General features: G+C 70.3%; 25 protein-coding genes. 23 read left to right on the forward strand and 2 right to left on the reverse strand.

The window, feature by feature from the left end:
• Window positions 1–154: 154 nt before the first annotated feature.
• From ACYVHU_RS21425 to ACYVHU_RS21530, 22 genes are all read left to right on the forward strand, one after another.
• Entirely contained in the window at window positions 155–1660 is a 1506-nt protein-coding gene (locus tag ACYVHU_RS21425) for a phage portal protein (protein WP_498949362.1), read from the forward strand.
• 82 nt (window positions 1661–1742) lie between these two features.
• Entirely contained in the window at window positions 1743–2354 is a 612-nt protein-coding gene (locus ACYVHU_RS21430; protein WP_498949363.1) for a hypothetical protein, read from the forward strand.
• A gap of 20 nt (window positions 2355–2374) precedes the next feature.
• Window positions 2375–3433, forward strand: coding sequence for a major capsid protein (locus ACYVHU_RS21435; RefSeq protein ID WP_498949364.1), 1059 nt, complete (start codon window positions 2375–2377; stop codon window positions 3431–3433).
• 2 nt (window positions 3434–3435) lie between these two features.
• Complete coding sequence (locus ACYVHU_RS21440) at window positions 3436–3846, forward strand: hypothetical protein (RefSeq protein ID WP_498949366.1); 411 nt, start codon at window positions 3436–3438, stop codon at window positions 3844–3846.
• Window positions 3833–4387 carry a hypothetical protein gene (locus ACYVHU_RS21445; RefSeq protein ID WP_498949367.1) on the forward strand — a complete coding sequence of 185 codons (555 nt, stop codon included), beginning with the start codon at window positions 3833–3835 and terminating at the stop codon, window positions 4385–4387. Before ACYVHU_RS21440 ends, ACYVHU_RS21445 begins: the two co-directional genes overlap by 14 nt.
• Before the next feature lie 17 nt (window positions 4388–4404).
• On the forward strand, window positions 4405–4818 hold the full coding sequence (locus tag ACYVHU_RS21450; protein ID WP_498949368.1) for a hypothetical protein: 414 nt from the start codon (window positions 4405–4407) through the stop codon (window positions 4816–4818).
• Entirely contained in the window at window positions 4818–5180 is a 363-nt protein-coding gene (locus ACYVHU_RS21455) for a hypothetical protein (RefSeq protein ID WP_498949369.1), read from the forward strand. The genes ACYVHU_RS21450 and ACYVHU_RS21455 overlap by 1 nt, the downstream gene beginning before the upstream one ends.
• Before the next feature lie 3 nt (window positions 5181–5183).
• The gene (locus ACYVHU_RS21460; RefSeq protein ID WP_498949370.1) at window positions 5184–5561 is read left to right on the forward strand and encodes a hypothetical protein; all 378 of its coding nucleotides are present in this window, start codon (window positions 5184–5186) and stop codon (window positions 5559–5561) included.
• A gap of 245 nt (window positions 5562–5806) precedes the next feature.
• A complete protein-coding gene (locus ACYVHU_RS21465; RefSeq protein ID WP_498949371.1) occupies window positions 5807–6076 on the forward strand; it encodes a hypothetical protein in 270 nt (89 codons plus the stop codon).
• A gap of 4 nt (window positions 6077–6080) precedes the next feature.
• On the forward strand, window positions 6081–6479 hold the full coding sequence (locus ACYVHU_RS21470) for a hypothetical protein (protein ID WP_498949372.1): 399 nt from the start codon (window positions 6081–6083) through the stop codon (window positions 6477–6479).
• Window positions 6480–6542: 63 nt separating this feature from the next.
• Window positions 6543–7364, forward strand: a complete 822-nt coding sequence (locus ACYVHU_RS21475) for an Ig-like domain-containing protein (protein WP_498949373.1) — start codon at window positions 6543–6545, stop codon at window positions 7362–7364.
• An 82-nt stretch (window positions 7365–7446) separates the two neighbouring features.
• Window positions 7447–7788 (forward strand): hypothetical protein, encoded by a 342-nt coding sequence (locus ACYVHU_RS21480; RefSeq protein WP_498949374.1) that lies wholly within the window; start codon window positions 7447–7449, stop codon window positions 7786–7788.
• Window positions 7789–7877: 89 nt separating this feature from the next.
• The gene (locus ACYVHU_RS21485; protein WP_498949375.1) at window positions 7878–8177 is read left to right on the forward strand and encodes a hypothetical protein; all 300 of its coding nucleotides are present in this window, start codon (window positions 7878–7880) and stop codon (window positions 8175–8177) included.
• Between the two features lie 19 nt (window positions 8178–8196).
• A complete protein-coding gene (locus tag ACYVHU_RS21490; RefSeq protein WP_498949376.1) occupies window positions 8197–11517 on the forward strand; it encodes a C40 family peptidase in 3321 nt (1106 codons plus the stop codon).
• Entirely contained in the window at window positions 11507–12391 is an 885-nt protein-coding gene (locus tag ACYVHU_RS21495) for a phage tail family protein (protein WP_498949377.1), read from the forward strand. Before ACYVHU_RS21490 ends, ACYVHU_RS21495 begins: the two co-directional genes overlap by 11 nt.
• 9 nt (window positions 12392–12400) lie before the next feature.
• On the forward strand, window positions 12401–13417 hold the full coding sequence (locus tag ACYVHU_RS21500; protein WP_498949378.1) for a hypothetical protein: 1017 nt from the start codon (window positions 12401–12403) through the stop codon (window positions 13415–13417).
• Window positions 13417–14658, forward strand: a complete 1242-nt coding sequence (locus ACYVHU_RS21505) for a hypothetical protein (protein WP_498949380.1) — start codon at window positions 13417–13419, stop codon at window positions 14656–14658. Before ACYVHU_RS21500 ends, ACYVHU_RS21505 begins: the two co-directional genes overlap by 1 nt.
• On the forward strand, window positions 14655–16358 hold the full coding sequence (locus ACYVHU_RS21510; RefSeq protein ID WP_498949381.1) for a hypothetical protein: 1704 nt from the start codon (window positions 14655–14657) through the stop codon (window positions 16356–16358). The genes ACYVHU_RS21505 and ACYVHU_RS21510 overlap by 4 nt, the downstream gene beginning before the upstream one ends.
• 10 nt (window positions 16359–16368) lie before the next feature.
• Window positions 16369–16521, forward strand: a complete 153-nt coding sequence (locus tag ACYVHU_RS21515) for a hypothetical protein (protein ID WP_498949382.1) — start codon at window positions 16369–16371, stop codon at window positions 16519–16521.
• A gap of 10 nt (window positions 16522–16531) precedes the next feature.
• Complete coding sequence (locus tag ACYVHU_RS21520; RefSeq protein WP_498949383.1) at window positions 16532–16879, forward strand: hypothetical protein; 348 nt, start codon at window positions 16532–16534, stop codon at window positions 16877–16879.
• A gap of 513 nt (window positions 16880–17392) precedes the next feature.
• Window positions 17393–18094, forward strand: a complete 702-nt coding sequence (locus ACYVHU_RS21525; RefSeq protein WP_498949385.1) for a peptidoglycan recognition protein family protein — start codon at window positions 17393–17395, stop codon at window positions 18092–18094.
• A gap of 57 nt (window positions 18095–18151) precedes the next feature.
• Window positions 18152–18406, forward strand: coding sequence for a hypothetical protein (locus ACYVHU_RS21530; RefSeq protein ID WP_498949386.1), 255 nt, complete (start codon window positions 18152–18154; stop codon window positions 18404–18406).
• A 59-nt stretch (window positions 18407–18465) separates the two neighbouring features.
• Here the strand turns inward: ACYVHU_RS21530 and ACYVHU_RS21535 are convergent, their stop codons facing one another.
• Complete coding sequence (locus tag ACYVHU_RS21535; RefSeq protein WP_498949387.1) at window positions 18466–19176, reverse strand: hypothetical protein; 711 nt, start codon at window positions 19174–19176, stop codon at window positions 18466–18468.
• A gap of 260 nt (window positions 19177–19436) precedes the next feature.
• On the opposite strand from ACYVHU_RS21535, the gene rhuM reads away from it, so the two are divergent.
• Window positions 19437–20276, forward strand: coding sequence for a RhuM family protein (gene rhuM, locus ACYVHU_RS21540; RefSeq protein ID WP_498949388.1), 840 nt, complete (start codon window positions 19437–19439; stop codon window positions 20274–20276).
• 329 nt (window positions 20277–20605) lie between these two features.
• Here the strand turns inward: rhuM and ACYVHU_RS21545 are convergent, their stop codons facing one another.
• Window positions 20606–21046, reverse strand: a complete 441-nt coding sequence (locus ACYVHU_RS21545) for a glycine-rich domain-containing protein (protein WP_498949389.1) — start codon at window positions 21044–21046, stop codon at window positions 20606–20608.
• Window positions 21047–21467 lie beyond the last annotated feature (421 nt).

A 21467-nucleotide genomic window follows, 5' to 3' on the forward strand; every position in this document is an offset into this window, starting at 1 on the left:
ACACAGCCGGCAGTACGGACTTCCATCAGCAGTGGACAAAGCCGCTCCTTCCAGTAGGAACCACCAGGCTACGAGGCCAAGGGGACATAACGAACCCCTCGTTGGAGGCATGTCCCGGACCGCTCCAGCCCCTAAGCACGAGAGGAGGTGCCCCATGCCGTTGCCCACCGACAACCCTGCCTGGCCCCCCGCCGACACCGCCCGGCCCCGCGCCCTCTACGACACATGGGGCGCCTGGTACTCCGGCGACCCCGAACAACTCACCCGCGTCTACAGCGGAACAGGGCCACGGGTCCGCCCCTCCCAGTACGCCGGCGGCATCGTTGGCGCCGCCGCACGCATGTGGTGGGGACGCCCCCACCCAGCCGGACAAGCACCAGCCCGCCTCCACATTCCCATCGCCAGCGACATCGCTGAGACCAGCGCGGACCTCGTTTTCTCGGAGCCGCCGACGCTCACCGTCGAGGACCCGGCCGCGCAGGCCCGTCTCGACCAGCTCGTCACCGACATCGGCCTGCACGCCACCCTCCTGGAGGGCGGCGAACTCGCGGCGGCCTACGGCGGCGTTTACCTGCGCGCCTCCTGGAACCGGGCGGTTGCCGGGCACCCGCTGGTGGACGCGATCATCCCGGACACCGCCGCACCCGAATGGCAGGCCGGCCACCTGGCCGCGGTCACGTTCTGGCGGGTCGTGCGGCTCGACGCCGGCACCGTGTGGCGGCACCTGGAGCGGCACGAGCCCGGCGTCATCTACCACGGCCTGTACCAGGGCACAGCCGACCGGCTCGGCTCGCAGCGGCCACTCGCCGACGACCCCACCACGGCCGTGTTCGCCGCTGCGGTCGGAGAGGATGGCGCGATCCCCACCGGCCTCCCCGGGCTCGCCGTCGTGTACATCCCGAACATGCGCCCGCATCGGTTGATCCGCGGCACACCGCTCGGCCGCTCGGACTACGCCGGCGTCGAGCCGCTGATGGACGCGGTCGACGAAGCCTGGTCGTCGTGGATGAGGGACCTGCGCCTGGCCAAAGCCCGGTTACTCGTCCCTGATTCGTACCTCCAGTCGGAGGGCCGCGGCAGCTCGGCATGGTTCGATCCGGAGCGCGAGGTCTACGAGGCCATGCACATGCTGCAGGGCCCCGACGGCGCGCCGGGGATCACCCCGATCCAGTTCGCCATCAGGGTCGAGGAGCATGCGCGTACCTGCGCGGAGCTGACGAGTCAGATCGTGCGCGCCGCCGGATACAGCTCCCAGACCTTCGGGGAGGCGGGGGAGATCGCGCTCACCGCGACCGAGGCTCGCGCCCGGGAGCGGCGGTCGTACTCGACCCGGCAACGCAAGATCGGGTACGCGACTCCTGGTCTGGCTCAGCTCGGGGAGATCATCCTCGCCCTCGACGCCGTCCAGTTCGGCAGCCGGGTGCCGGTCCTCCGCCCGACCGTGATCTGGCCCGACGGCGTGGAGGACGCGCCGGAGGCCACCGCGCGCACGATCACCCTGCTCGACCAGGCCGGCGCGATCTCCACCGAGATGAAGATCAGGATGGCTCACCCGGACTGGGACGACACCCAGATCCAGGCCGAGGTCGCCGCGATCCGCGCGCACGAGCCCGATCCTGTGGCGCTCGCGGGGTTGATCTCCGGCAACGCCACCCCGTAGCACCTTCTCCGGCCCGCCGTGCGGGTCCTTCCTCTCTTGCCCGGCCGGGTGCCGGGCCCGACACCGCCCAGGAGGCGCAGTCATGGACACCCCCGAGCAGCCGACACCGGAGCCGACGCCGACGGACATGCCGAAGACCCAACCCCCGGCCACACCCGAGCCGCAGACGTTCACCGCGGACTACGTGAAGCAGCTCCGCGATGAGGCTGCCGCGAACCGCGTCAAGGCCAAGGAGGCCGAAACCGCGCGGGAGCAGGCCGAGACCGAGCGGCAGGCCACCCTCGACGCGATCGCCCGCGCCCTCGGCCTCAACGAGCAGGAGCCGCCGGACCCTGAGGAGCTGGCCCGACAGCTCACCGCCGCGCAGGAGGCCACTGCCGCACGCGAGGCCGAACTACGGCAGCTCCGCGTTGAACGCGCTGCCGAACGCGCCGCGCGAACCCACGACGCGGACGTCGACACTCTCCTCGACTCCCGGGCGTTCACCACCGCCCTCGCCAAACTCGACCCCTCCGATGAGGGGTTCGCTGACGCTCTTGACGAGCTGGTGAAAACCACCGTCGAGGCCAACCCCAAGTACAAGCTCGCAGGCCAGGCGCCTACGACAAGCAGCGCAGACTTCGCCGGCGGGACTGGTGAGAAGCGCACCCGACCCACCAGCCTCTACGACGCCGTCACCCGCACACTCGGCTGACGGCCCACAGGGAGACCACCATGCCCGTCACTCTCGCTCAGGCGCAGGTCAACGCCCAGGACGACGTGTCCTACGCCGTCATCGACAACCTCCGGAGATACAGCTGGCTGCTGGACCAGATGGTGTTCGACGACACCGTCACCCCCGGCACCGGCGGCCCCAGCCTCGTGTACGGCTACACCCGCCTCCTCGACGCCCGCGGCGCCGCCTTCCGGCCGTTCAACGCCGAGTACACCCCGTCGCGCGCGACCCGTGAACGCAAGACGGTGGAGCTCAAGCCGCTGGGCGGGTCGTTCGAGGTGGACCGTGTTCTGGCCCGCCTCGGTAATCCGGCCACCAACGAGATCACGTTCCAGATGCAGCAGCTCCTCACGAGCGTGCGCACGAAGTTCCAGGACGAGCTCATCAATGGCGACGTGGCCCTCGATGCCAACGGGTTCGACGGCCTCGACAAGTCGCTGGTGGGCCAGTCCACCGAGTGGATCCCCGCCAACGAGGGCGTCACCGCCGGCTACCTCGACTGGACCGCTGGCACCATCAACACCCAGTCCCTCGCGATGAGCGGACTGGACATGCTCGACGACTTCCTGTCCCGCATCGTGCCCTCGACCACCGGCGGCGGTGATCTGGGGGCGCCCGGCGCGCTCCCGCCCGGCGTGAAGGCCATCATCGGCAACACCATCTCGATCACCCGCGTGAGGGCCCTCGCCCGCTGGGCCGGCATGTACACCGCTACCCGGGACGACCTCGGCCGCCAGGTCGAGCGGTACGGCCCGTGGGCGCTTGTGGACATCGGCGACAACGCCACCGGCACGGCACCGATCGTCCCGATCGGATCGCGCACCATCGACGGCGCCGCCGTCACGGGGGTCACCGACCTGTACGCCGTGTCGTTCGGCCTGGACGCGCTGCACGGCGCGTCGATGGCCGGGGTCCCCCTCGTCTCCACCTACATGCCGCCCATGGAGCAGCCCGGCGCGGTGAAGAAGGGCGAGATCGAAATGGGCCCGGTCGCTGGTGTCCTCCGCAACGTGAAGGCCGCGGGCGTGCTCCGCAACGTGAAGGTCTCCGGGAGCTGATCATGGAGTACACGGTTCAGGCGCCCACCGAGGGGTTCAGCGGTGACGTTGCCGGGACGCAGTTCCGCGAGGGAACCGCTGTCGTCGACAGCGTGAAGGACGCTTCGGTGCTGGCGTACTTCCGTCGGCGCGGCTACCGCGTCACCCGTGGCACTGCCGGCCAGGAGACGAACCACGACGGCACCGGTAGCCCTGTCCAGACTGGTTCGGATCCTGACCCCGGCAGCCCCGAGGTCCCCAACACCGCAGTGGACGCCGCCGTCGCCGACCGGCCCTCGAAGAACGCCAGCAAGGACGTCTGGGCAGCCTACGTTGCGGCGACCACCGACCTGTCCGACGCTGAGACTGCGGAGATGACGAAGGCGGAGCTGATCGCCCGAGCCGACGCGGACCGTGGGGATGGCGATGCCTGACGAGTGGCGCAACGTTCTCCGTGCCGCGTCGATCGTCGTCACCCTGCCTGACGGGCAGACCACTGACCTCCAGACGTTCCTGAACGACCTGGAGAACGGTGGCGAGATCACCGTGGCGTGGGCGGATGTGACCGGGAAACCGGCCACGTTCCCGCCCACAGCCCACACCCACGCAGCCGGAGACATCACCTCGGGCACGATCGCGTTCGCCCGGCTGCCCACCGGCACCACGGCGTCCACGGTCGCCGTCGGCAACCACACCCACACCGTTGATCAGGTCACCGACGCCACCGCCGTGGGCCGATCCGTCATGACTGCGGCTGATGCTGCCGCAGCCCGGTCGGCCATCGGGGCGGGCACGTCCAGCCTGGCGCTGGGCACCACCGGCACCACGGCCGCGGCGGGCAACCACAGCCATCCGGGCCTGATGACCGGGGCCGCGCAGGCGGTGGCGGACTCGGCCGCGACCGATGTCGCCGGCCTGGTCGCCGACGTCAACGGGCTGTTCGCGGCCCTGCGGTCGCGGGGCGTCATCGCTTAGAGAGAGGAGCGCGTGCCGTGGCCCAACCTGTGTACGCGACGCCGGAGGAACTGGCCGCCCGGCTCGGCCTGGCCGAGCCGCCGCCGCGCGCCGAGTACTGGCTGCGATTCGCGAGCCTCGATGTGGACGCCGCGCTGTTCGGGGTGGTCTACGCGACCACCCCGGATCAGACCCCGGCTGATCCCACCGTCGCTGCTGCACTGCGAGAAGCGACCCTGCTCCAGGCGGAGATGCTGATCGAGGTGGCGGACCCGACCGGCGCCCGACTCCAGTGGGACACCGTTCGGGTCGGTGACGTCTCCTACACGCGAGGGGGCGGGTCGGCTGGAAGGGCGGGGCCACGCGGCGACGGCCGTACCGTCGCTGCCCGCGCCTTGCAGGTTCTCCGCGCGGCCGGCCTGTACCCGACAGTGCGCACCGGGTGGTGCTGATGCTGCCGATCGTGACCCACCAGGTGACCGTGGTCCGGCCGCAGATCGTGCCGGACGCGCACGGCAACAGGTCGACCGACGCGAAGAACTGGGCTACGTCCAGCAGGTCGGGTCCGTGGCCGGCGTGCGTACAGCCCTCCGGCCAACAACCAACCGATTCCCGAGAGGACGACCGGGGCGGCCGGGAACGCACCACGACCACCGTCTCCGTCTACCTCGACGAGACCGTGGACGTTCGCGCGACCGATGGCGTCGAAATCGATGGCCAGTTGTACCAGGTGCTGGGCGACCCGACCCGCCGGCCCGACCCCATCGGACCCGCAGCGCACCAGGTGCTGACCGCGACCCTGATCCGGGGGTGACCGGTGCGCGTCTACATCAACCGCACGGCGATCGCCGGGTTCGGCAGTCTGCCGGAGGTCGACCGGGACCTGCGGCGCCGCGCCCACCAGGTCGCCGCCGCAGCCCGCGCGATAGCGCCGCGCGACACCGGCGCCTACGCCGGGAGCATCCACGTTGAAGCGCTGCCGCCGACTGGTTACCGGGTCATCGCGGACGTCGAGCACGCGGTGTTCGTGGAGTGGGATACGCGGCCGCACGAGATCCGGCCGCGTACCGCCCGCGCTCTGTGGTGGCCCGGCGCGGCGCACCCGGTCGCTGCTCGGGTTTGGCATCCGGGCACGGCCGGCCAGCACACGATGGCGCGGGCTCTCTCCCAGGCATACGGCAACACCCACACGTGAGGAGGCGGCGATGCCGCACATTCGAGTGACCTATCCACACGCCGGCCGGTCGCCGGGCGATGTGGTGTACGTGTCTTCTGCGGAGGCCGCGCGGCGGGAGCGTGACGGGACGGCGCGGGTTGTTCCGTCGCCGGTCCCCGACCCGGTGCCGACCCGGGCTGTGACCTCGGAGGTCGGCTCGGCGGCCCGGTCTCGGACCCGGGAGCGGACCCCGGCCCGGACCGTCGAGCAGAAGGACGAGTCCGGTGAGTGACCCGGCTGGGCTCATCCGCGTCGAACGCGCCGCAGAGAAGCTTCGGATCCTCGTCGACGGGGTCGAACTGCCATGCGCGATCGACACCACCGGGGTCACCCAGGTCACCAGCAGCCACGCCCACCCGGGCGTCACGCTGACGCTGCTCGCCGAACGCGTCGAGGTCGTGGACTCACTCCAGGACCGGATCCCGGATGACCGGCGCGCGGCGGCCCGCGCCTACCTCGAATCGCTGGCCCCCGGCGCCCGGCAGAACGGATAGAGGCATGGTCGTGGTGTTCGGCGACGCCGAGCTGGTCACCATCACCCGGCTCCGCGCCACCGTCACGGCAGGCCACGTCTGTTCGGAGCCCCCCGGACCGGACGAGCTGGAGGCGTTGATGCCGGTGCTGATGGTGCAGCGTCTCCCATCCCCGCCCATGGCCAACCGATTCGCGTTGGACGTGGCGCGGATGGATATCACCGCCCGCGCCTGGGACCGCCCGGCCGCGATCGAGCTGGCGTCGCAGGCCGGCGCGGCCATACGGAGCATGGGCGGTCTCACCATCGCGGACATCACGGTGTCGACGGTGCGGCGCATGACCGGCCCGGAGGTGCGCCCCGACCCCGGCATCGGCCGTGTTGCGGGGTTCACCTGCGAGCTGTTCCTACGGCCCCTCAGCTGACCAGTTACTTGTTCGCCCCGGTCGCCCGGGGCTTTTTCGTGCCCACCCGGGCGAGGAGGAATCGTGGCTGACAACCCGGATGCCCTACGCGTCGCAGTCGACGGCGGCAAGTGCTACATCGCGCCCGTCGGCAGCGTCGTGCCGACCGGTCTGGACCCGTTCGGCGCCGAGTGGCGCGACCTGGGCCTGATCTCGGACCAGGGCGTCAACGAAGCGTATGAGGAAGAACGGTCCCAGAAGAGACCGTGGGGCTACAAGAGCCCGGCGCGCACCGACATCACCAGCATCACCAAGACCTTCGGAATGACCGCGTGGGAGACGAACGCGTACACCCGCGCGCTCTACGACAACGTCGACTTCTCCTCGATCCGTGAGTTGTCTGGCGGCATCATCCACATGCCGGTGCGCCGACCGACCGGCCAGAAGCTGTACATGCTCGCCATCGACAGCTTCGACGGGACCAACCATCTGCGCACGGTTGTGCCGCGCGCGGAGATCACCACCCGCGGCGAGATCGTGAACAACTCGGAGGAGGTCATCGGCTACCAGTTCACGTGGACCGCGTATGAGACGACTGACGGCTCGATGTTCGACCGGTACTACCTCAGCTCCGGAATGTGGCTGCCGGTCGAGCAGGTCGAGGTGTCCGGCACCCCGACTGTGGCTGTGGGGTCGACGACGCAGCTCACCGCGACCGCGTCGTACTACAACGACACCGACCCGGCGGAGGTCAGCGGCGACGCGGCGTGGGATAGCTCCGACCCCGCCATCGCGACGGTCGACGCGACCGGCACCGTCACCGGCGTCACGGCTGGCACCGCGACGATCACCGCGGCCTACCGGGGCACGTTCGGTGAGCTGGACGTGACCGTGACGGGGGCCTGATGGGCCGCGGTGCGGGGTGCGCGAGGCACCCCGGCCGCTTCCTTCTTCCTGTACGCCTGCACCCTGCACGAGAGGATTCCCCATGTCCAAGAAGACGAAGGCCACCGAGCGCGTCGACGTCGCCGAGCTGCGCGCCTTCCGCAACGCGCAGGAGACCGAGGCGCTGGAAACCGCGTACTCCTTCACCATGCGCGACGGCACCGTGTTCGACTTCCGCCCCATCGCGGAGTGGTCCTATCGGTGCGAGCGCGCCATGCTCGTCGGTGACGTCCCCACCTGGGCCCGCCACGCTCTCACCAACCCCGAGCAGCAGCTGGATGCGTTCTTGGATACGTCGTCCCGTGACATCGGCCGGATCATGCAGCACTACATCGACGTGAGCGCGGTGTCCCGGGGGGAAGACTCCAGCTCCTCCGAGTCTTAGAGGAGCACCCGCGCGCCGTCGAGCTCGACCTGCTCGACCGGGGGGTCGACCTGCTCGACTACTACCGGGGCCGCATCTCCACGCGACGTATGGCGTTGCTCGTTCTCCACGATCTGGGCCGGATGCCGCGTACCCGCGCCGCGCTGGCCGGCGAGGATCCGGCGCGGCCATGGGACGAGTTGAACACACAGCTGGCCCTCCTCGATTCGAGACTCCAGTTCGTGTTGCGGGTGTTGTGGGTCGGCCTGCGCCTCGAAGGTGACCCGCCCCCCTCGACGACGTATCCGGTTCCGGGCGCGGACGAGCAGCCGCAGGGGTCCCCGCAGGGGCCGCCGCGCATGGACCCGCGGCACCGCGAGTACCTGGACCGGTTCGCACCACAGCACTGACACTGAGAGGAGGGCGTCGATGCCATCCGCTGGGTCCGTCCACGTCGACGTCCTCCCCGACCTGAAGAAGTTCGGGCCGCAGCTGCGGTCGCAGCTCACCCAACTCGGCCGCGCCGCAGGCCGCCACGCCGCCACCGCCTCCAGTGAGGCGTTCGCGAAGCAGTGGACCGCGTCCATCGGTGTCGACGTCGACGCCGCCGGCGCTCTCACCCAGCTCGCCACCATCGAAGCGGCCGTGGACCGGCTCGACGGGCGTCGGATCCGTCTCACCGTCGACGCCCCGACCGCGACCACCGCCCGCACCCAGGTCGCGGGGCTGCGCGGCGAGCTGGACCTGCTGCAGCGGGCCGCTCTGGCAGTCGGCCCTGCCCTCACCGCCAGCCTCGGAGTCGGGATCGGCGGCGCAAGCGCGGCAGCGGCCGGCGTGGCTGCGGCGGGCAGCGGTATCGCGGGGCTGGCGGCGGTGGCGATCCCCTCAGTGATGGGGATCGCGGACGCCCTGTCCTATCAGGAGCAGGCTGCCCAGGGCTCTGAGGCTGCGGTCCGCAAGTACAACCGCGCGCTTTCGGAGATGTCGCCGGCGGCGCAGCGGCTGATGGCGGACTACGAGGGGTTCGCCGCCGAATTCGGCGCGTGGCAGCAGTCGTTGGAGCCGACGGTGCTGCCCCGAGCGAGTCGTGCCCTGGCGATCCTGGGCGGCCAGTTCGGGCAGTTCACGCCGGTCGTGCAGTCCGCTGCGGGCGGTGTCGATCAGTTCATGGACTCGGCGCAGTCAGCGTTCGCCTCACCAGAGTGGCGATCGTTCACGTCGTTCCTGGCCCGCCAGGCGGGTCCGAGCATCGCTGCGCTCGGCGACACCGCCATCAACACCGCGCTCGGCCTGACCGGGCTGATCGTCGCCGCCGAGCCGCTGTGGAGCCGCCTCGCGCCCGGGCTGGAGGAGTTGAGCGCGCGGTTCGCGACGTGGGCGAACGACACCCAGAACTTCACCGGCTTCATCGGGTTCGTGCTCTCCGACGGGCCGCTCGTCGTCGACATGCTGACCTCCATCGGCGGCGCCCTCATCGACGTCGGCGTAGCGCTCGCCCCCCTCGGATCGGTGTACCTGTCCGGGCTGACACTGCTCGCCGACACGGTCGGCGCGGTCGCCGACCACGCGCCGTGGCTGTTGCAGCTCGCGGTCGCGGCGGGCACGGCACGGATGGCGCTGTCCCTACTCGGCGCGGTGAACACGACGCTGCTTCAGCCGTTGCGGGCGCTCCCGGAGCGGATCGCGGCGGCCACGGATCAGCTCCGCGACTACGGGACCGTGTCCGGCCAAGCCGTGACGAACACCGGCCGGTTCCAGGGGGCGGTGTCCAACGCGGTCGGTGTGCTCGGTGGCCCGTGGGGGGTGGCCATCACGGCCGGTGTGACCGCGCTGGGCATGTGGATCGCGAGTCAGCAGCAGGCGGCCGCCCGAACGGACGAGCTGACGAGGGCGCTGCAGGCGTCCAACGGAGCGATCGACGCCAACGTGCAGAAGGTCGCGGCGCAGACTCTCCAGCAGGAGGGCGCCCTCGACCTCGCCCGCCAGCTCGGGATCGATCTCCAGCTGGTCACCGACGCCTACCTCGGCAACGCGGACGCGGCCGCGAACCTGAACCGTGAGCTGGACCGGTTGCGCCGTGAGGGCACGATCACCACCGAGACCCTGCTCGGCACGCAGACCAGCCTGGATCAGACCGGGCACACGGCGGAGACGCTGTCGGTGCTCATGGGCGAGCTGACGGGCGATATGGATGCGTCCACGCAGGCGCAGCTCAACTTGGCTGCGGCGACGGGTGGAACGAGCGCGCAGCAGGACCTGCTGACCGGGTCGCTCACGTCGGGCGCTCTCGCGGCGACCGACATGAAAACCGCCCTCGACGCCCTCACCGCGACGAACCTCAGCGCGGCGCAGGCAGAGCTCGGCTGGTACCAGGCCGTGACGGCGGCGACGGAGGCGGTGACGGCCAACGGGGCCGCGACCGATCTGAACACGGCCGCTGGCCAGGCGAACCGGCAGGCGCTGCTGGGCATGGCGACGGCAGCGAACAGCCATTTGGTCGCGATGCAGGAGAACGGCGCCGGAGCGGACACGCTGACCAGCCGCCAGGAGGCGCAGCGGAAGAAATTCGTGGAAGTGGCCAAGCAGATGGGCCTCACCGCGAAGGAAGCGCGGGAACTCGCGGATGACTATCTGGGGATCCCCGATGAGATCTCCACCGCGATCCGCGTGAACGCGCGCGGCACGTGGACCCTCTCCTCGTCCGGCGAGGAGTTCTCGGCTGGCGGCAACAACCTCAGGCTGTACGCCTCCGGTGGCCCGGTGCTGGGTCCGGGGACGGGCACCTCCGACTCGATCCCCGCGATGCTGTCCAACGGCGAACACGTGTGGACAGCAGCCGAGGTGAACGCGGTCGGTGGGCAGGCTGCCATGTACCGGCTCCGCGCCGCCGCCCGCACCGGACAGATCCCGGCGTTCGCGCGGGGCGGCGCGGTCACCACCACCGGGACCGGCCCCACCGCGTGGGACCAGATCGACGACCACCGGGAGGACGTGCGGCTGGAGATCCAGCGGCTCATCACCTCCACGGTGGACGGGGTGGCGACGGATGTCGGCGCGCAGCTGCGGCGGCTCATGTCGCAGGGCGGGATCGGCGCGGTCCAGCGCGCTGCCTCCCAGCTCGGCCTGCCGTACTCGTGGGGCGGCGGCGGCCCCGGCGGCCCGTCGAGGGGCTTCGGCCGGGGTGCCGCCTACATCGGGTTCGACTGCTCGTCGCTCATGCAGTACGCCTGGTGGCCCTGGGTGAAGCTCCCGCGGGTCACCTACGACCAGATCCGGTCCGGTATCGCCGTCCCCACCGGCCAGCAACGCCCTGGCGACCTTGTGTTCCCGCACCTGGGGCACGTCGCGATGTACGCCGGGGGTGGCCGGCTGATCCACGCCCCCTACACCGGCGCGAACGTGTCGTACCGGTCCATGTACGCCTCCCCGCTGGCGATCCGCCGGCCGGTGCGCGGCCTGGCCACCGGCGGCCTCACCGAGGCGAACGAGATGTTCGTGGCCGGGGAGCAGGGGCCCGAGCTGATCCAACTCCGTGACCCGGCGCGGGTCTACTCCCACCAGGAGAGCCTGCGCATGGTCCGGGAGGGGCGTCGCACGGCGGCGGTGCGGGGCGGGGACGGCGCAGCCGCGCCGTTGATCGGTACGAACGAGATCCACCTGCATGACTCGCAGGCGACTGTTCGCGAGGCCATGTCCGAGTTGACCCACACGCTGCGCGTCGTCCGGAAGGGAGGACTCTATGGAGCCTGACCTCGCGGATGACCAGTGGGAGATCGGCGGCCTCATCCTCGGCCGCGGGCGTCCGCTCGCGGTCGAGGACTGGAGCGTGGGCGACGTCGAGGCGCGTCTCGGCGACGTCGACCGGGCGGGCGGGGACGGCCGCGAGTTCGGCTACGACTACCACGGCGGGCGCACGCTAACGCTGGAGGTGTTCACCGACACCACCACGGCTGCCGCGTCCCGGGATGCGGCGGCTGCTCTCCACCGTGTCTGGGATGCTCCTGCGGTACGCGCGACCCCCCGCGCGGTCATGCCGCTGCGGGTGCGGTTGCCGGGCGCGCCGACTGTGATGACGGTGTACGGGCGGCCACGGCGGCTGTCGACCGCGACGCTGCGGGGCCGCCCGGACGGCGTCGCAGACTATGTGGCGACGTTCGACACGGTCGACTCCGCCTGGTACGGCGACCTTCGGACGGTCACCCTGTCCCTGCTGCCGGACCTGTCCGGTGGTCTCACGCTGCCCGCGCTGCTGCCGGTGCGGCTGGAGCCGATCGGCAACGCCAACGCCGACCTGCTGGTGAACGAGGGCGACACCGTGTCCTGGCCCATGATCGAGTTCACCGGGCCGATCACGAACCCCGAGATCACCTGGGTCGGAACCGACATCTCGCTCCGCCTCGTGACCACGATCCCCCACGACCGGACGGTCACGATCGACACCCGGCCGTGGGCGCGCACGATCCTCCGCTCTGACGGCGCGTCCCTGGCTGGCGCGAAACGCGGCGTCCTCCTCGAAGACCTCCGCTTGCCGCCCGGCCGGACCGAGGTGGCGTTTCGCGGCCAAGACCCCACCGGCGCCTCCTCAGCGACGATCCGCTGGCGCGACGCCTACTCGACCCCTTAGGAGACGCTGATGACCTGGCAGCCTGTGTACGCCGTGGACGGCGGCACCATCTCCGGGCCTGTCCTGCGCCTGCAGCAGCAGTCCGCGACACGCGGCGGTGAAGGGATCGTGGAGGCGGGGGATCTTCGTGTGCAGGCGCTCGCTGTGCCGGGGTCAGCGGTCCGTGTGGCGGCGGGGGCATGCACGATCGTGGGCCGCGAAGTGGCGTGGCAGGGGAGCTACTACGGCCACAACGTTGGCGACGACGTCGTCGACATCGCGGCAACGGACTCCGCCGGCGGCCGGTCAGATCTGGTTGTTGCCCGGATTGAGGACCCGACCATCAACGGGTCGCCGTGGAACCACGACCCCTCGCAGGATCCGCTGATCTACACGCGGGTGATCCCGGGCGTGCCCCCGGGCACCACGGCCGTGCCCGCTGGGGCGGGGTCCGCGATCCCGCTCGCCCGCATCGACATCCCCGCATCGACGGCGACGATCACCCAGAGCATGATCACCGACCTGCGGCAGATGATGGACCCGCGACGCCAGCGGGTCCTGAGGGTGCAACGCGGAGTCGACCCGATCGACCTGGGCGGCAACGTCCAGAACCCCGACTGGGAGAACTGGCCCAACTTGGTGTGGCCGGACGTCGTCATCCCCGAGTGGGCGACCCAGGTACAGATGGTCGGGCACTGGGGCAATGTCCTGTTCGGCTCCGCTGACCTCGCCTCCGGCAGCGGCAGCACCGACGCGGCGGGCCGGGCGCGGATCGCCCTCGGGTACGGCGCTGCGGGCGGGGCGACGGATATCCAGACGCAGAACTCCATCTACAACTTCAACCTGAGCAGCAACGCGACGCGGGTAGGATTCATGGCCGCCGACCAGCGCGCTGTGCCCGCTGCGATGCGCGGCCAGCGCGCGAACCTGCGGATGCAGGTGTCGGGAACGGCGGGAGTACGCGGCCGGCTGCGCGCCGACGCCTGGTCGAACTTCTACGTCGATCTGGAGTTCTTGGAGCTCCCGACGCTGGACGTGGACGCCTGATGTGGCGGTTTTACGCTCGGCGCGCGGTCGGCGGCGCATGGCTGTCCGACGAACTCCCCCTGTCGGGGGTGCGGATCACGCATGCCCTGTCCGGTCCCGGCGGCATGACCGCGACCCTCGACCCGGTGTACCGGGACCTGCTCGGCGACGACGGGCAGCCGCTCATCCAGGAGTGGGGCACGTTGATCTTCGCCGAGGCGGCTGGTCAGCTGCGCGGCGGCGGGATCGTCACGGCCGCCCGCATCACCGGGCAACGCCTGGTCCTCACGGTCGACGGGGTCACCGCCTACGCTGCGGGCATGCCGCTGACGTCCACGCTGACATGGGGCGGCAAGACGGACGGCGTCGGCGGTCAGGGGGTGGACCCGTTCACTGTGGTCCGTGCCCTGTGGGATCACCTGCAGTCCCAGCCCGATGGTGGTCTGGGTGTCACCGTGTCGTCCGGGTCGACGCCGTACCGGCTCGGCGCGTGGCACAACGCCCGCAGGCTCGACTCCGATGGGAGTCTCGGTGACGACCCGGCGGCGATCCAGGATCCGCCGATTCCGATCGATCGGGTGTGGGACCCGAAGGTCGACAAGAAGCCGACCGCAGCGCGCGGCAAATCCGTGTACTGGCAGTACCAGCTGCCCTGGTGGGACGACATCGAGGTTGGCGCGAAAATCGCGGAACTCGCCCGGCAGGTGCCGTTCGACTACCGCGAGCACTACGCCTGGGCCAGTCCGGCCCGGGACGACGTGGTGATGGAGATACAGCTCGGCTACCCCCGAATCGGCAGACGCCAGGACGAGTTGGTGTTCGTCGAGGGCGAGAACGTGACGGACCTGGTCACCGTCGAGCGGGACGGCGCCGACTACGCCAACGAAGTTCGCGCCTACGGGGCGGGCGAAGGCTCCAAACAGATCCGCCAGACCGTGAGCCAGCGGGATGGTCGGCTGCGGCGGGCGACCGTCGTGGACCGGCCCGACCTGGCCGACGCGGCGGCCCTGCGCGCGGTCGCGGCGGACGAGCTGCGCCGGGCGAACGCCCTCGTCGACATCACCTCGTTCACGGCCCGGGACCATCCGAACGCGCCGATCGGCTCATGGGACATCGGCGACGACGTGCTCGTCCACACCCGCCGAGGCTGGGCTCCCACCACCTTGTGGGTGCGGATCACCGCGGTCGAGATCGAGCCGGCCTCCGGCCAAATCACCATCCGCTGCTCCAGATCCGACCGGTTCCGATACGGAGGCGCATGATGCCACTCGACTCCGAGACCCGCGCGGTCATTGACCAGCTCCGCCGCGCCCTCGCCCGGCAGGAGCAGGAGATCACGGCGCTTCGCCGGGGGCAGCGCGGCCCGCAGCTGGCCTACTCCTCGCTGGAGGAGGGACAGTCGATCGCGGTGGTCGACACCACCGGCGTCGAGCGCGGCCGGATCGGATGGCAACCCGACGGTGGGGTGGGACTGGTGGTGGGGGGAGGGGATCCGCCGCCGGCGCCGACCGCGCCGGTCGTGGAGCCGAGCCTCGGCGGGCTGCGCGTGGTGTGGGACGGCGCCATGGACGGCGACGTCGCGGTGCCGTCTGACCTCGCCCACGTCGAAGTCCACGTGTCGACCACCCCCGGGTTCACCCCGGTGGCGGCGACGCGGGTCGGAACCATCACCCAGGCCGGCACCGGGGGAATGCTGCCGGTCGTGCCGCTTCCCTACACCGAGCACTTCGTGCGGCTGGTCGGCGTCACCACCGGCGCCGTCGCCGGCGCGGCCTCCGCCGAGGCCGCTGCCACCCCGTTGCGGGTCGACGGGCCGGATCTCGCCGCGGGGTCGGTGACCGCCGGGGCGATCGAGGCCGGCGCGGTCACCGCCGACAAGCTCCAGGCGGTCCTCGTCCTGGCCTCGCGGATCATCGCCGGCAGCCCGGACGCGGCACGGGTCGAGCTCGATGAGACCGGGCTGCGCGGCTACAACGCCAGCGGCGAGATGATCCTCGCCGTCGCCGACGGCAGCGCGGTGTTCTCCGGCGATGTCACCGCGTCCACCGTGGCCGGGTCGACGATTACCGGCTCCGACATCGTGGGGTCCAGCTTGCTCCTGGGCGACCGCGCCGCCGACCACATCCGCATCGACCAGGTCCTCACCCAATACGAGCTGGTCGCGGCGTCGGCCTCCGGAGCCAACGTGTGGATCATGACCTCGCCGGACGGCGCGACCATGCTCACCTCCCCACCGGACGAGCCGGGCTACGGCTGGTCGGCGGGGACCCTGCACGGCTACCTGCACCGGCAGGGGACCGACGTGTGGCCTGCGACGGGGATCGCGTCACCGTCGCAGATCGGCGCGGGCTACGCCCAGATCGAGATGGAGGGCGGCACCACGGCGCGGCCGGACACCCAGATCTCCTACCGGGCCGATCACCACCTGCTCTACCGCGCGGTCGGGTCGACGGCGACGTCCGGGTCGATCGAGATCGACCCCACGCTGTCGGTCCGCGCGCCGGCGCACCAGTACCAACGGGTGGAGCTGGTCGCCCAACCGACCGGGTCTGGCCTCAACGGCGTGTGGACCGATTTCACGGCCGCGCAGTACCCGCGGGTAACGTTCCGGACGGGGGCCTCTGGCCGGGTGCGCATCACCATCACGATGTGCGGAATCAACGCCACGACGGGTGGGGCAACGCTGGCCGTGGGGTTCAGGTTGGAGGGTCCCACTACGGTCGGCGCGGCGCTGGCCCGCTCGGCGATGGTCCGCGCCCGCCAGTTCGTCGGCACGGCCAACACCTACGGCGTGCAGCAGACCTCGACGGTCTACATGCAGCTCAGCGGATACACCGAGTACACCCTGATCCCCGCGTGGCGGGCGTCCGGCGCCGGCGGCACCTGGGGGGATGCCGTCGACTCCCAGATCAAATTCGACCTGAGCTACGACAACTCGATCGTCGTCGAGCCCCTGATGTGAGGAAGAGATCATGACCAACCCCGACCAGAGCGCCGACGGCGCGGAGACGGGCATCCCGCCGGCCAACTGGGCCGGGGACGCGCCGCCCCTCACGCCCGCTCCGCCCGACCCCGCGCCCGACTACGACGAGATCGACGCCAGGCGCCCCGAACCCCAGGAGTAGGAGACGCCCGGTGGATCAGGAGATGACCATCGGGGAGGTCGCCCGCGCCCTGGCCCGAATCGAGCAGGGCCAGCGGGAGTTGCGGGACGAGCTGGCGTCCCGCATGAACCAGATGGTCCCCATGCAGGTGTACACGCTGGAGATCAGCGCGCTGCGCGGCGAGCTGGTCGAGCTGAAAGCCGACCTCGCCACCCAGGAGAAGGAGGTCGAGGCCGACCTCGCCGCAGTGCGTGATGACCTGCGCACGGCCGACCGGCAGCGAATCATCGACCGCCGCTGGTGGCTCACCGCCGTCGGTATCCCCGTTGCCGCCCTCCTCATCCAGTACGCCGGCCTGATCCTGGGAGGCGGGTCGTGACCGGGCGCCGCTGGCCGCGGCTACGGATCCGTCTCGAAACGTGGCGTGGGCTGGGGTTCGCCTGCGCGTTGACGACAGCGTTCCTTGTGCTCGGGGGACTGATCCAGGTCAACGCCACCCAGGTCGCCCAGCTCCGCCAGGACTCTGAGGCCCTTGCCCGCCAGGTCGAACAACTCGGCGGGACGCCGGTGGTCACGCCCGCGCCGCCGCCGCTCCAGGGCGAGCCCGGCCCCCCAGGCCCTCCGGGGCCTCGCGGGTTCCCCGGCCGCGACGGTTCTCCGGGTCCCGCCGGTGAGCCCGGCGTCGGGATCGTCGGCCCCTCAGGCCCACCCGGCCCTGCCGGCCCGCAAGGAGAGCAAGGACCCCCAGGGCCTGCGGGCGAGCCCGGCCCCCCGGGACCTCCCGGCCCGGCCGGTCCCCCAGGGCCCCCGGGGCCGTCCGGCCCTCCAGGCCCCGCAGGGCCTCCAGGGCCTGCCCCAACGCCCACTCCATGACCCCAGAGAGAGGACCCGCATGGTCAACATCGTCTCCCGCGCCGAATGGGGAGCGCGCGCTCCCAGATCCCGCCAGACCGTCTCCTGGTCGGCGCGTACCGAGTTCGTCGTCCACTACTCCGCCGGCCCGCCCTCGCAGACGCCGCGGCAGATCCAGGCGTTCCACATGGACTCCAACGGCTGGTCCGACGTGGGCTACAACTTCCTCGTCGACACCGACGGCAAGATCTACGAGGGGCGCGGGTGGCTCGTGGTGGGCGCGCACGCCACCGGCCACAACACCTCCGGTATCGGCGCCTGCTTCATCGGCGGCAACGGCGACGCCACCCCCGCGGCCCGCGAGGCGATCCGGGCGCTGTACGACGAGGCGAACCGCAAGGCCGGACGCACCCTCAAGATCCGGGGGCACCGCGACGTGGGGTCCACGGACTGCCCGGGGGGCGACTTGTACGCGTGGGTGCGCGACGGCATGCCCGCCAACGGGTCCGCGCCGGCGTGGCCGGGCCGCTACCTCCAGCACCCGCCCACCGTGAAGTCCAGCGAGGCTCGCACCTGGCAGGCCCGGATGCGGCAGCGCGGCTGGCGGATCGACGTCGATGGCTGGTATGGACCCAAGTCGAGGTCGGTGTGTTCGGCGTTCCAGCGCGAGAAGGGGCTCGCCGTGGACGGGATCGTCGGCCCCGACACCTGGCGGGCGACCTGGACCGCCCCCATCACCTGACCGAACATCCTGCCCCGCCCCGGCCGCCCTGGCCGGGGCTTCCTCATGGAGGTCTTCATGTCTCACAGCTCACCGACCCCCGTGTCCGGCACTTCGGCCGAGGCCCGCGCCGACGCCCGTTCCCGCGCGGTGCGCACCGTCGCCCAGGGCCTCATCTCGGTCGTCCTCGTCGCCGTCGCCGGCGTCATCACGGACCAGGTCGTCGTCGGCCAGTCGATCACCTGGCCGGCCCTCGCCGCCGCCGCAGGAACGGCCGCGCTCACCGCCGTCGCTGCCTACGTTCAGCGGCGCCTGGAAGGCCACCGCGGCTGACCCCGGACACGCGAAAACCGCCCCGCACACCGTTGTCGGTGGGCGGGGCGGTTTGGTGTTTACAGGCGGTGCTGGCATCCGCCGGGGCCGTAGCGCATCACGTCGCCCGCCCAGCGGTCGAACGCGGCCCGGTCGATGTCGTTTGGCTCCTCGCCACCTGACTCACTGAACAGGTCATGGACGCGCTCGTAGGCTTCGGTGAGAGCGACGGAGTACTTTTTCTTTGCGTCCCTGATCCTCTTGAGGTCCTTGTCGGAGCGGTGTGACTGGTCGTACTTCTCCTGCGCCGCCTTGTACTGCTCGTCGGCATGGATGATGTCGGGAATCACGTCAAGGAGCCGTCGCGTGAGATCGAGGACTGCCTCCTGCGCCTCGGCGATATCCCTTTCATCCACGGTCTCGTCGCAGGACGCCTTGCAGACCAGGAACGCCCTCTCGTCGCGGTAGCGCACCTCGACGAAGGCACCGCTCTGTTCGGAGATAGCCACGTTCACCCACCATCCAGTGCGGTCGATGTCGTCGGCGTCACTGCGGGCAACAGGTGGCTCTTCCGGGAACTGATAGCGGGGATTATCAGCCTCGATTTTATCGATGACAGCAAGGGAGAGACCGGTGAGCTCATGGATCTTGGCCTTGGGGAGACCGAGGGTGAGGGCGCGGAGGACGCGACGGTCGCGCTGGCGGACCATGGCCGCCCATTTGACCAGACCCAGTTTTGCCTCCTGCTGTGCGTCAGCGAGGGGCGGGAAAAGTTCTTTGAGTGCCATCATGAGGTAATCGTGCCACCCTCCGTATTGTGTGAGCGGGAGAATGCGCCTTCTCGCTCACAGCAACGCCCCGCCCTCCGTGCGCTTCCGTTCTACTGGTCGTCGCAACACCTCACCATAGATCCCATGATGGGACATTCCGTGTCCAAGTGGACACGCCGCGTCATGTTACTCAGGTAAAGTGAAGGGAGATTCATGTCGGGCAAGAAAATGCCCCGGTGCGCCAACACCGGGGCCAGAGCAGTTAACCGAGGTCAACCAAAGTGTCTGACTGCAAGACTACCAGCCTGCGCAAGGCTGGATCTGGAGGGGGTTCCCCTTTCGACCAGATCCGCCACGAGGACAAGTACGGCCGCGAGTACTGGACGGGCCGCGAACTCCAGCCCCTCATGGAGTACTCACAGTGGCGTGACTTCGCTGCTGTCATCATCAAGGCCAAGGACGCCCTGGCCCTCGTGGAAGGCTCTGAGCAAGCGGAACAGAACTTTGCGGAGACGCGCAAAGTTTCCGGAGCACGCGGACCCGCTAGCGCGGACTTCCATCTGAGCCGACTTGGCGCCTACCTGACCGCCATGGCCGGGGACGACACCAAGCAGGCAGTCGCTGAGGCCCGCGTCTACTTCGCCGTGCGCGCCCGTGAGGCCGAACTCCACAGACTCTCCCAGGCCGAAATCCGCCAGACCGCGCTGGCCCGCGCCCGGGAGATGATCGACTACGCCACCTTCCGCGACATGATGGCCGAGAACGCCACCGACTACGAACCGAGCAGCCACGAGACCCGTAAGTTCTTCGGCGCCATGCAGAACCAGCTGTACCGGCACCTCACCGGCATGGACGCTAATCAGCTCAAGGCCGCGAGAAAGCTCTACCATTGGCCCGGCCGGGAGAAGGGCAAGGAGGAGCCCAGCCCCAAGAGTCCGCACCGCAAGATCGCAAAGAACTACCTCACCGTGAACGAGTTGCAGAAACTGAACCGCCTTGTGGGGCGACTGTGCCTGCGCGCTGAGGACATCGCTGAGGACGGGGTGCATCTGTCCATGGCGCGCTGGTCTCAGCTGGTCGACGACGAACTGAGGTTGCTGGCCCGCCCGCTCGCTTCCTGACGTGTCGCAAGCCGCCCTGTCCTCCTTCAGGAGGACAGGGCGGCTTCATCATGTCTGGGGCCGCCCGGCGCGCCGTTCGTCTCCTCGCCGGGCGATGATGGCGATCTCGCGCGCGCAACGTCGCATGGTCTCTTCCGGGTCGCCGGGCACGTAGCAACGGGCGAACATGTCGGCAGCCACTCCAAGATCTGGGCCGGCATCTCCTCGGGCAGGTTCATGGCGCGGGTGTACCCCGGGACAGCAGAACGCCCCCGCACCCGGTAGTCCAGGCGCGGGGGCGACGGCCGAGGCGGCGCTGTCAGGACGACCAGCCCGACAGGACCAGGCCGCTATTTCGGCGGGTGATCCTCGTGCTCCCCCTTACAGCAGTTCGCGCAGTCACCCCCGATCCCCTGAGACCACACGAGGTAGTCCCAGTCGTACCCCGCCTCGCGGATCGCGGTGGTCGTGCGGATACGACGCTCAGCGCGCTCTTCCGCTGTGGTCTGCCCGGTGAGTGGCACGTGGTGGATGTAGCGGCCGGCCACGAGGTTGCAGAACTTGCTGTAGGCCCGGGTGTTCAGAATGAACAGGTGCCACCCCTGGTCGACGAGAGGGCTGGGGGAGAGCTGGTCGGGGTGGGTCCCGGCGACTCGCAGGAAGGTGAGCGTCTGCTCGGCGATTCGCACTGACATTTCACGGGAGTGGCCGTGTTCCTTCATCAGCGCCTCGACGAGGTAGTCGAAGTCCTCGGGAGCGATGAGGTTTCGGCATTGTGGTGGCCTGGTCACGTACACGGGGGTTCCTTTCGGCGGGCTGGCGTGAGAACACCATCTCTCAGCTGATGGCGGCGCGGGTGTGATCCCGTGGCCGGGGGTCGTGACGGACAGGGGGGGTGGTCCGGGACGGCCCCTCGACCGTCCCGGACCGGTTCCCCGGGAAACCCCCTCACGGTTCCCGGGGCCCGCGCGCGTTCTGGGGAAGGGCGCGCGGGAGCGTGTGGGCCGCCCGCCCCGCGCCTGAGACGGGCGGCTGGCCAACGCCGGGGTTTCCGGCGAGCAGGACGCTCACCCCGACGCGGCCGTCTGTGGAGGACCGAGCCTCTATTCATAGCGTGTACGTGCATGCACGTCTATGGACGTAGCCGATCGTAGCGGCTCGATCCTGTTCATCTACCGTTTCGGTCGTGATCATGGACCACCACGACCCTGA

The organism is Marinactinospora endophytica, from assembly GCF_054780875.1.

Excerpts from the sequence above, each read along its gene's own strand:
- ACYVHU_RS21425 (WP_498949362.1), top strand. The coding sequence starts at position 155 with ATGCCGTTGCCCACCGACAACCCTGCCTGGCCCCCCGCCGACACCGCC.
- ACYVHU_RS21430 (WP_498949363.1), top strand. The coding sequence starts at position 1,743 with ATGGACACCCCCGAGCAGCCGACACCGGAGCCGACGCCGACGGACATG.
- ACYVHU_RS21435 (WP_498949364.1), top strand. The coding sequence starts at position 2,375 with ATGCCCGTCACTCTCGCTCAGGCGCAGGTCAACGCCCAGGACGACGTG.
- ACYVHU_RS21440 (WP_498949366.1), top strand. The coding sequence starts at position 3,436 with ATGGAGTACACGGTTCAGGCGCCCACCGAGGGGTTCAGCGGTGACGTT.
- ACYVHU_RS21445 (WP_498949367.1), top strand. The coding sequence starts at position 3,833 with ATGGCGATGCCTGACGAGTGGCGCAACGTTCTCCGTGCCGCGTCGATC.
- ACYVHU_RS21455 (WP_498949369.1), top strand. The coding sequence starts at position 4,818 with ATGCTGCCGATCGTGACCCACCAGGTGACCGTGGTCCGGCCGCAGATC.
- ACYVHU_RS21470 (WP_498949372.1), top strand. The coding sequence starts at position 6,081 with ATGGTCGTGGTGTTCGGCGACGCCGAGCTGGTCACCATCACCCGGCTC.
- ACYVHU_RS21480 (WP_498949374.1), top strand. The coding sequence starts at position 7,447 with ATGTCCAAGAAGACGAAGGCCACCGAGCGCGTCGACGTCGCCGAGCTG.
- ACYVHU_RS21485 (WP_498949375.1), top strand. The coding sequence starts at position 7,878 with ATGGCGTTGCTCGTTCTCCACGATCTGGGCCGGATGCCGCGTACCCGC.
- ACYVHU_RS21490 (WP_498949376.1), top strand. The coding sequence starts at position 8,197 with ATGCCATCCGCTGGGTCCGTCCACGTCGACGTCCTCCCCGACCTGAAG.
- ACYVHU_RS21495 (WP_498949377.1), top strand. The coding sequence starts at position 11,507 with ATGGAGCCTGACCTCGCGGATGACCAGTGGGAGATCGGCGGCCTCATC.
- ACYVHU_RS21500 (WP_498949378.1), top strand. The coding sequence starts at position 12,401 with ATGACCTGGCAGCCTGTGTACGCCGTGGACGGCGGCACCATCTCCGGG.
- ACYVHU_RS21505 (WP_498949380.1), top strand. The coding sequence starts at position 13,417 with ATGTGGCGGTTTTACGCTCGGCGCGCGGTCGGCGGCGCATGGCTGTCC.
- ACYVHU_RS21510 (WP_498949381.1), top strand. The coding sequence starts at position 14,655 with ATGATGCCACTCGACTCCGAGACCCGCGCGGTCATTGACCAGCTCCGC.
- ACYVHU_RS21515 (WP_498949382.1), top strand. The coding sequence starts at position 16,369 with ATGACCAACCCCGACCAGAGCGCCGACGGCGCGGAGACGGGCATCCCG.
- ACYVHU_RS21525 (WP_498949385.1), top strand. The coding sequence starts at position 17,393 with ATGGTCAACATCGTCTCCCGCGCCGAATGGGGAGCGCGCGCTCCCAGA.
- ACYVHU_RS21530 (WP_498949386.1), top strand. The coding sequence starts at position 18,152 with ATGTCTCACAGCTCACCGACCCCCGTGTCCGGCACTTCGGCCGAGGCC.
- ACYVHU_RS21535 (WP_498949387.1), bottom strand. The coding sequence starts at position 19,176 with ATGATGGCACTCAAAGAACTTTTCCCGCCCCTCGCTGACGCACAGCAG.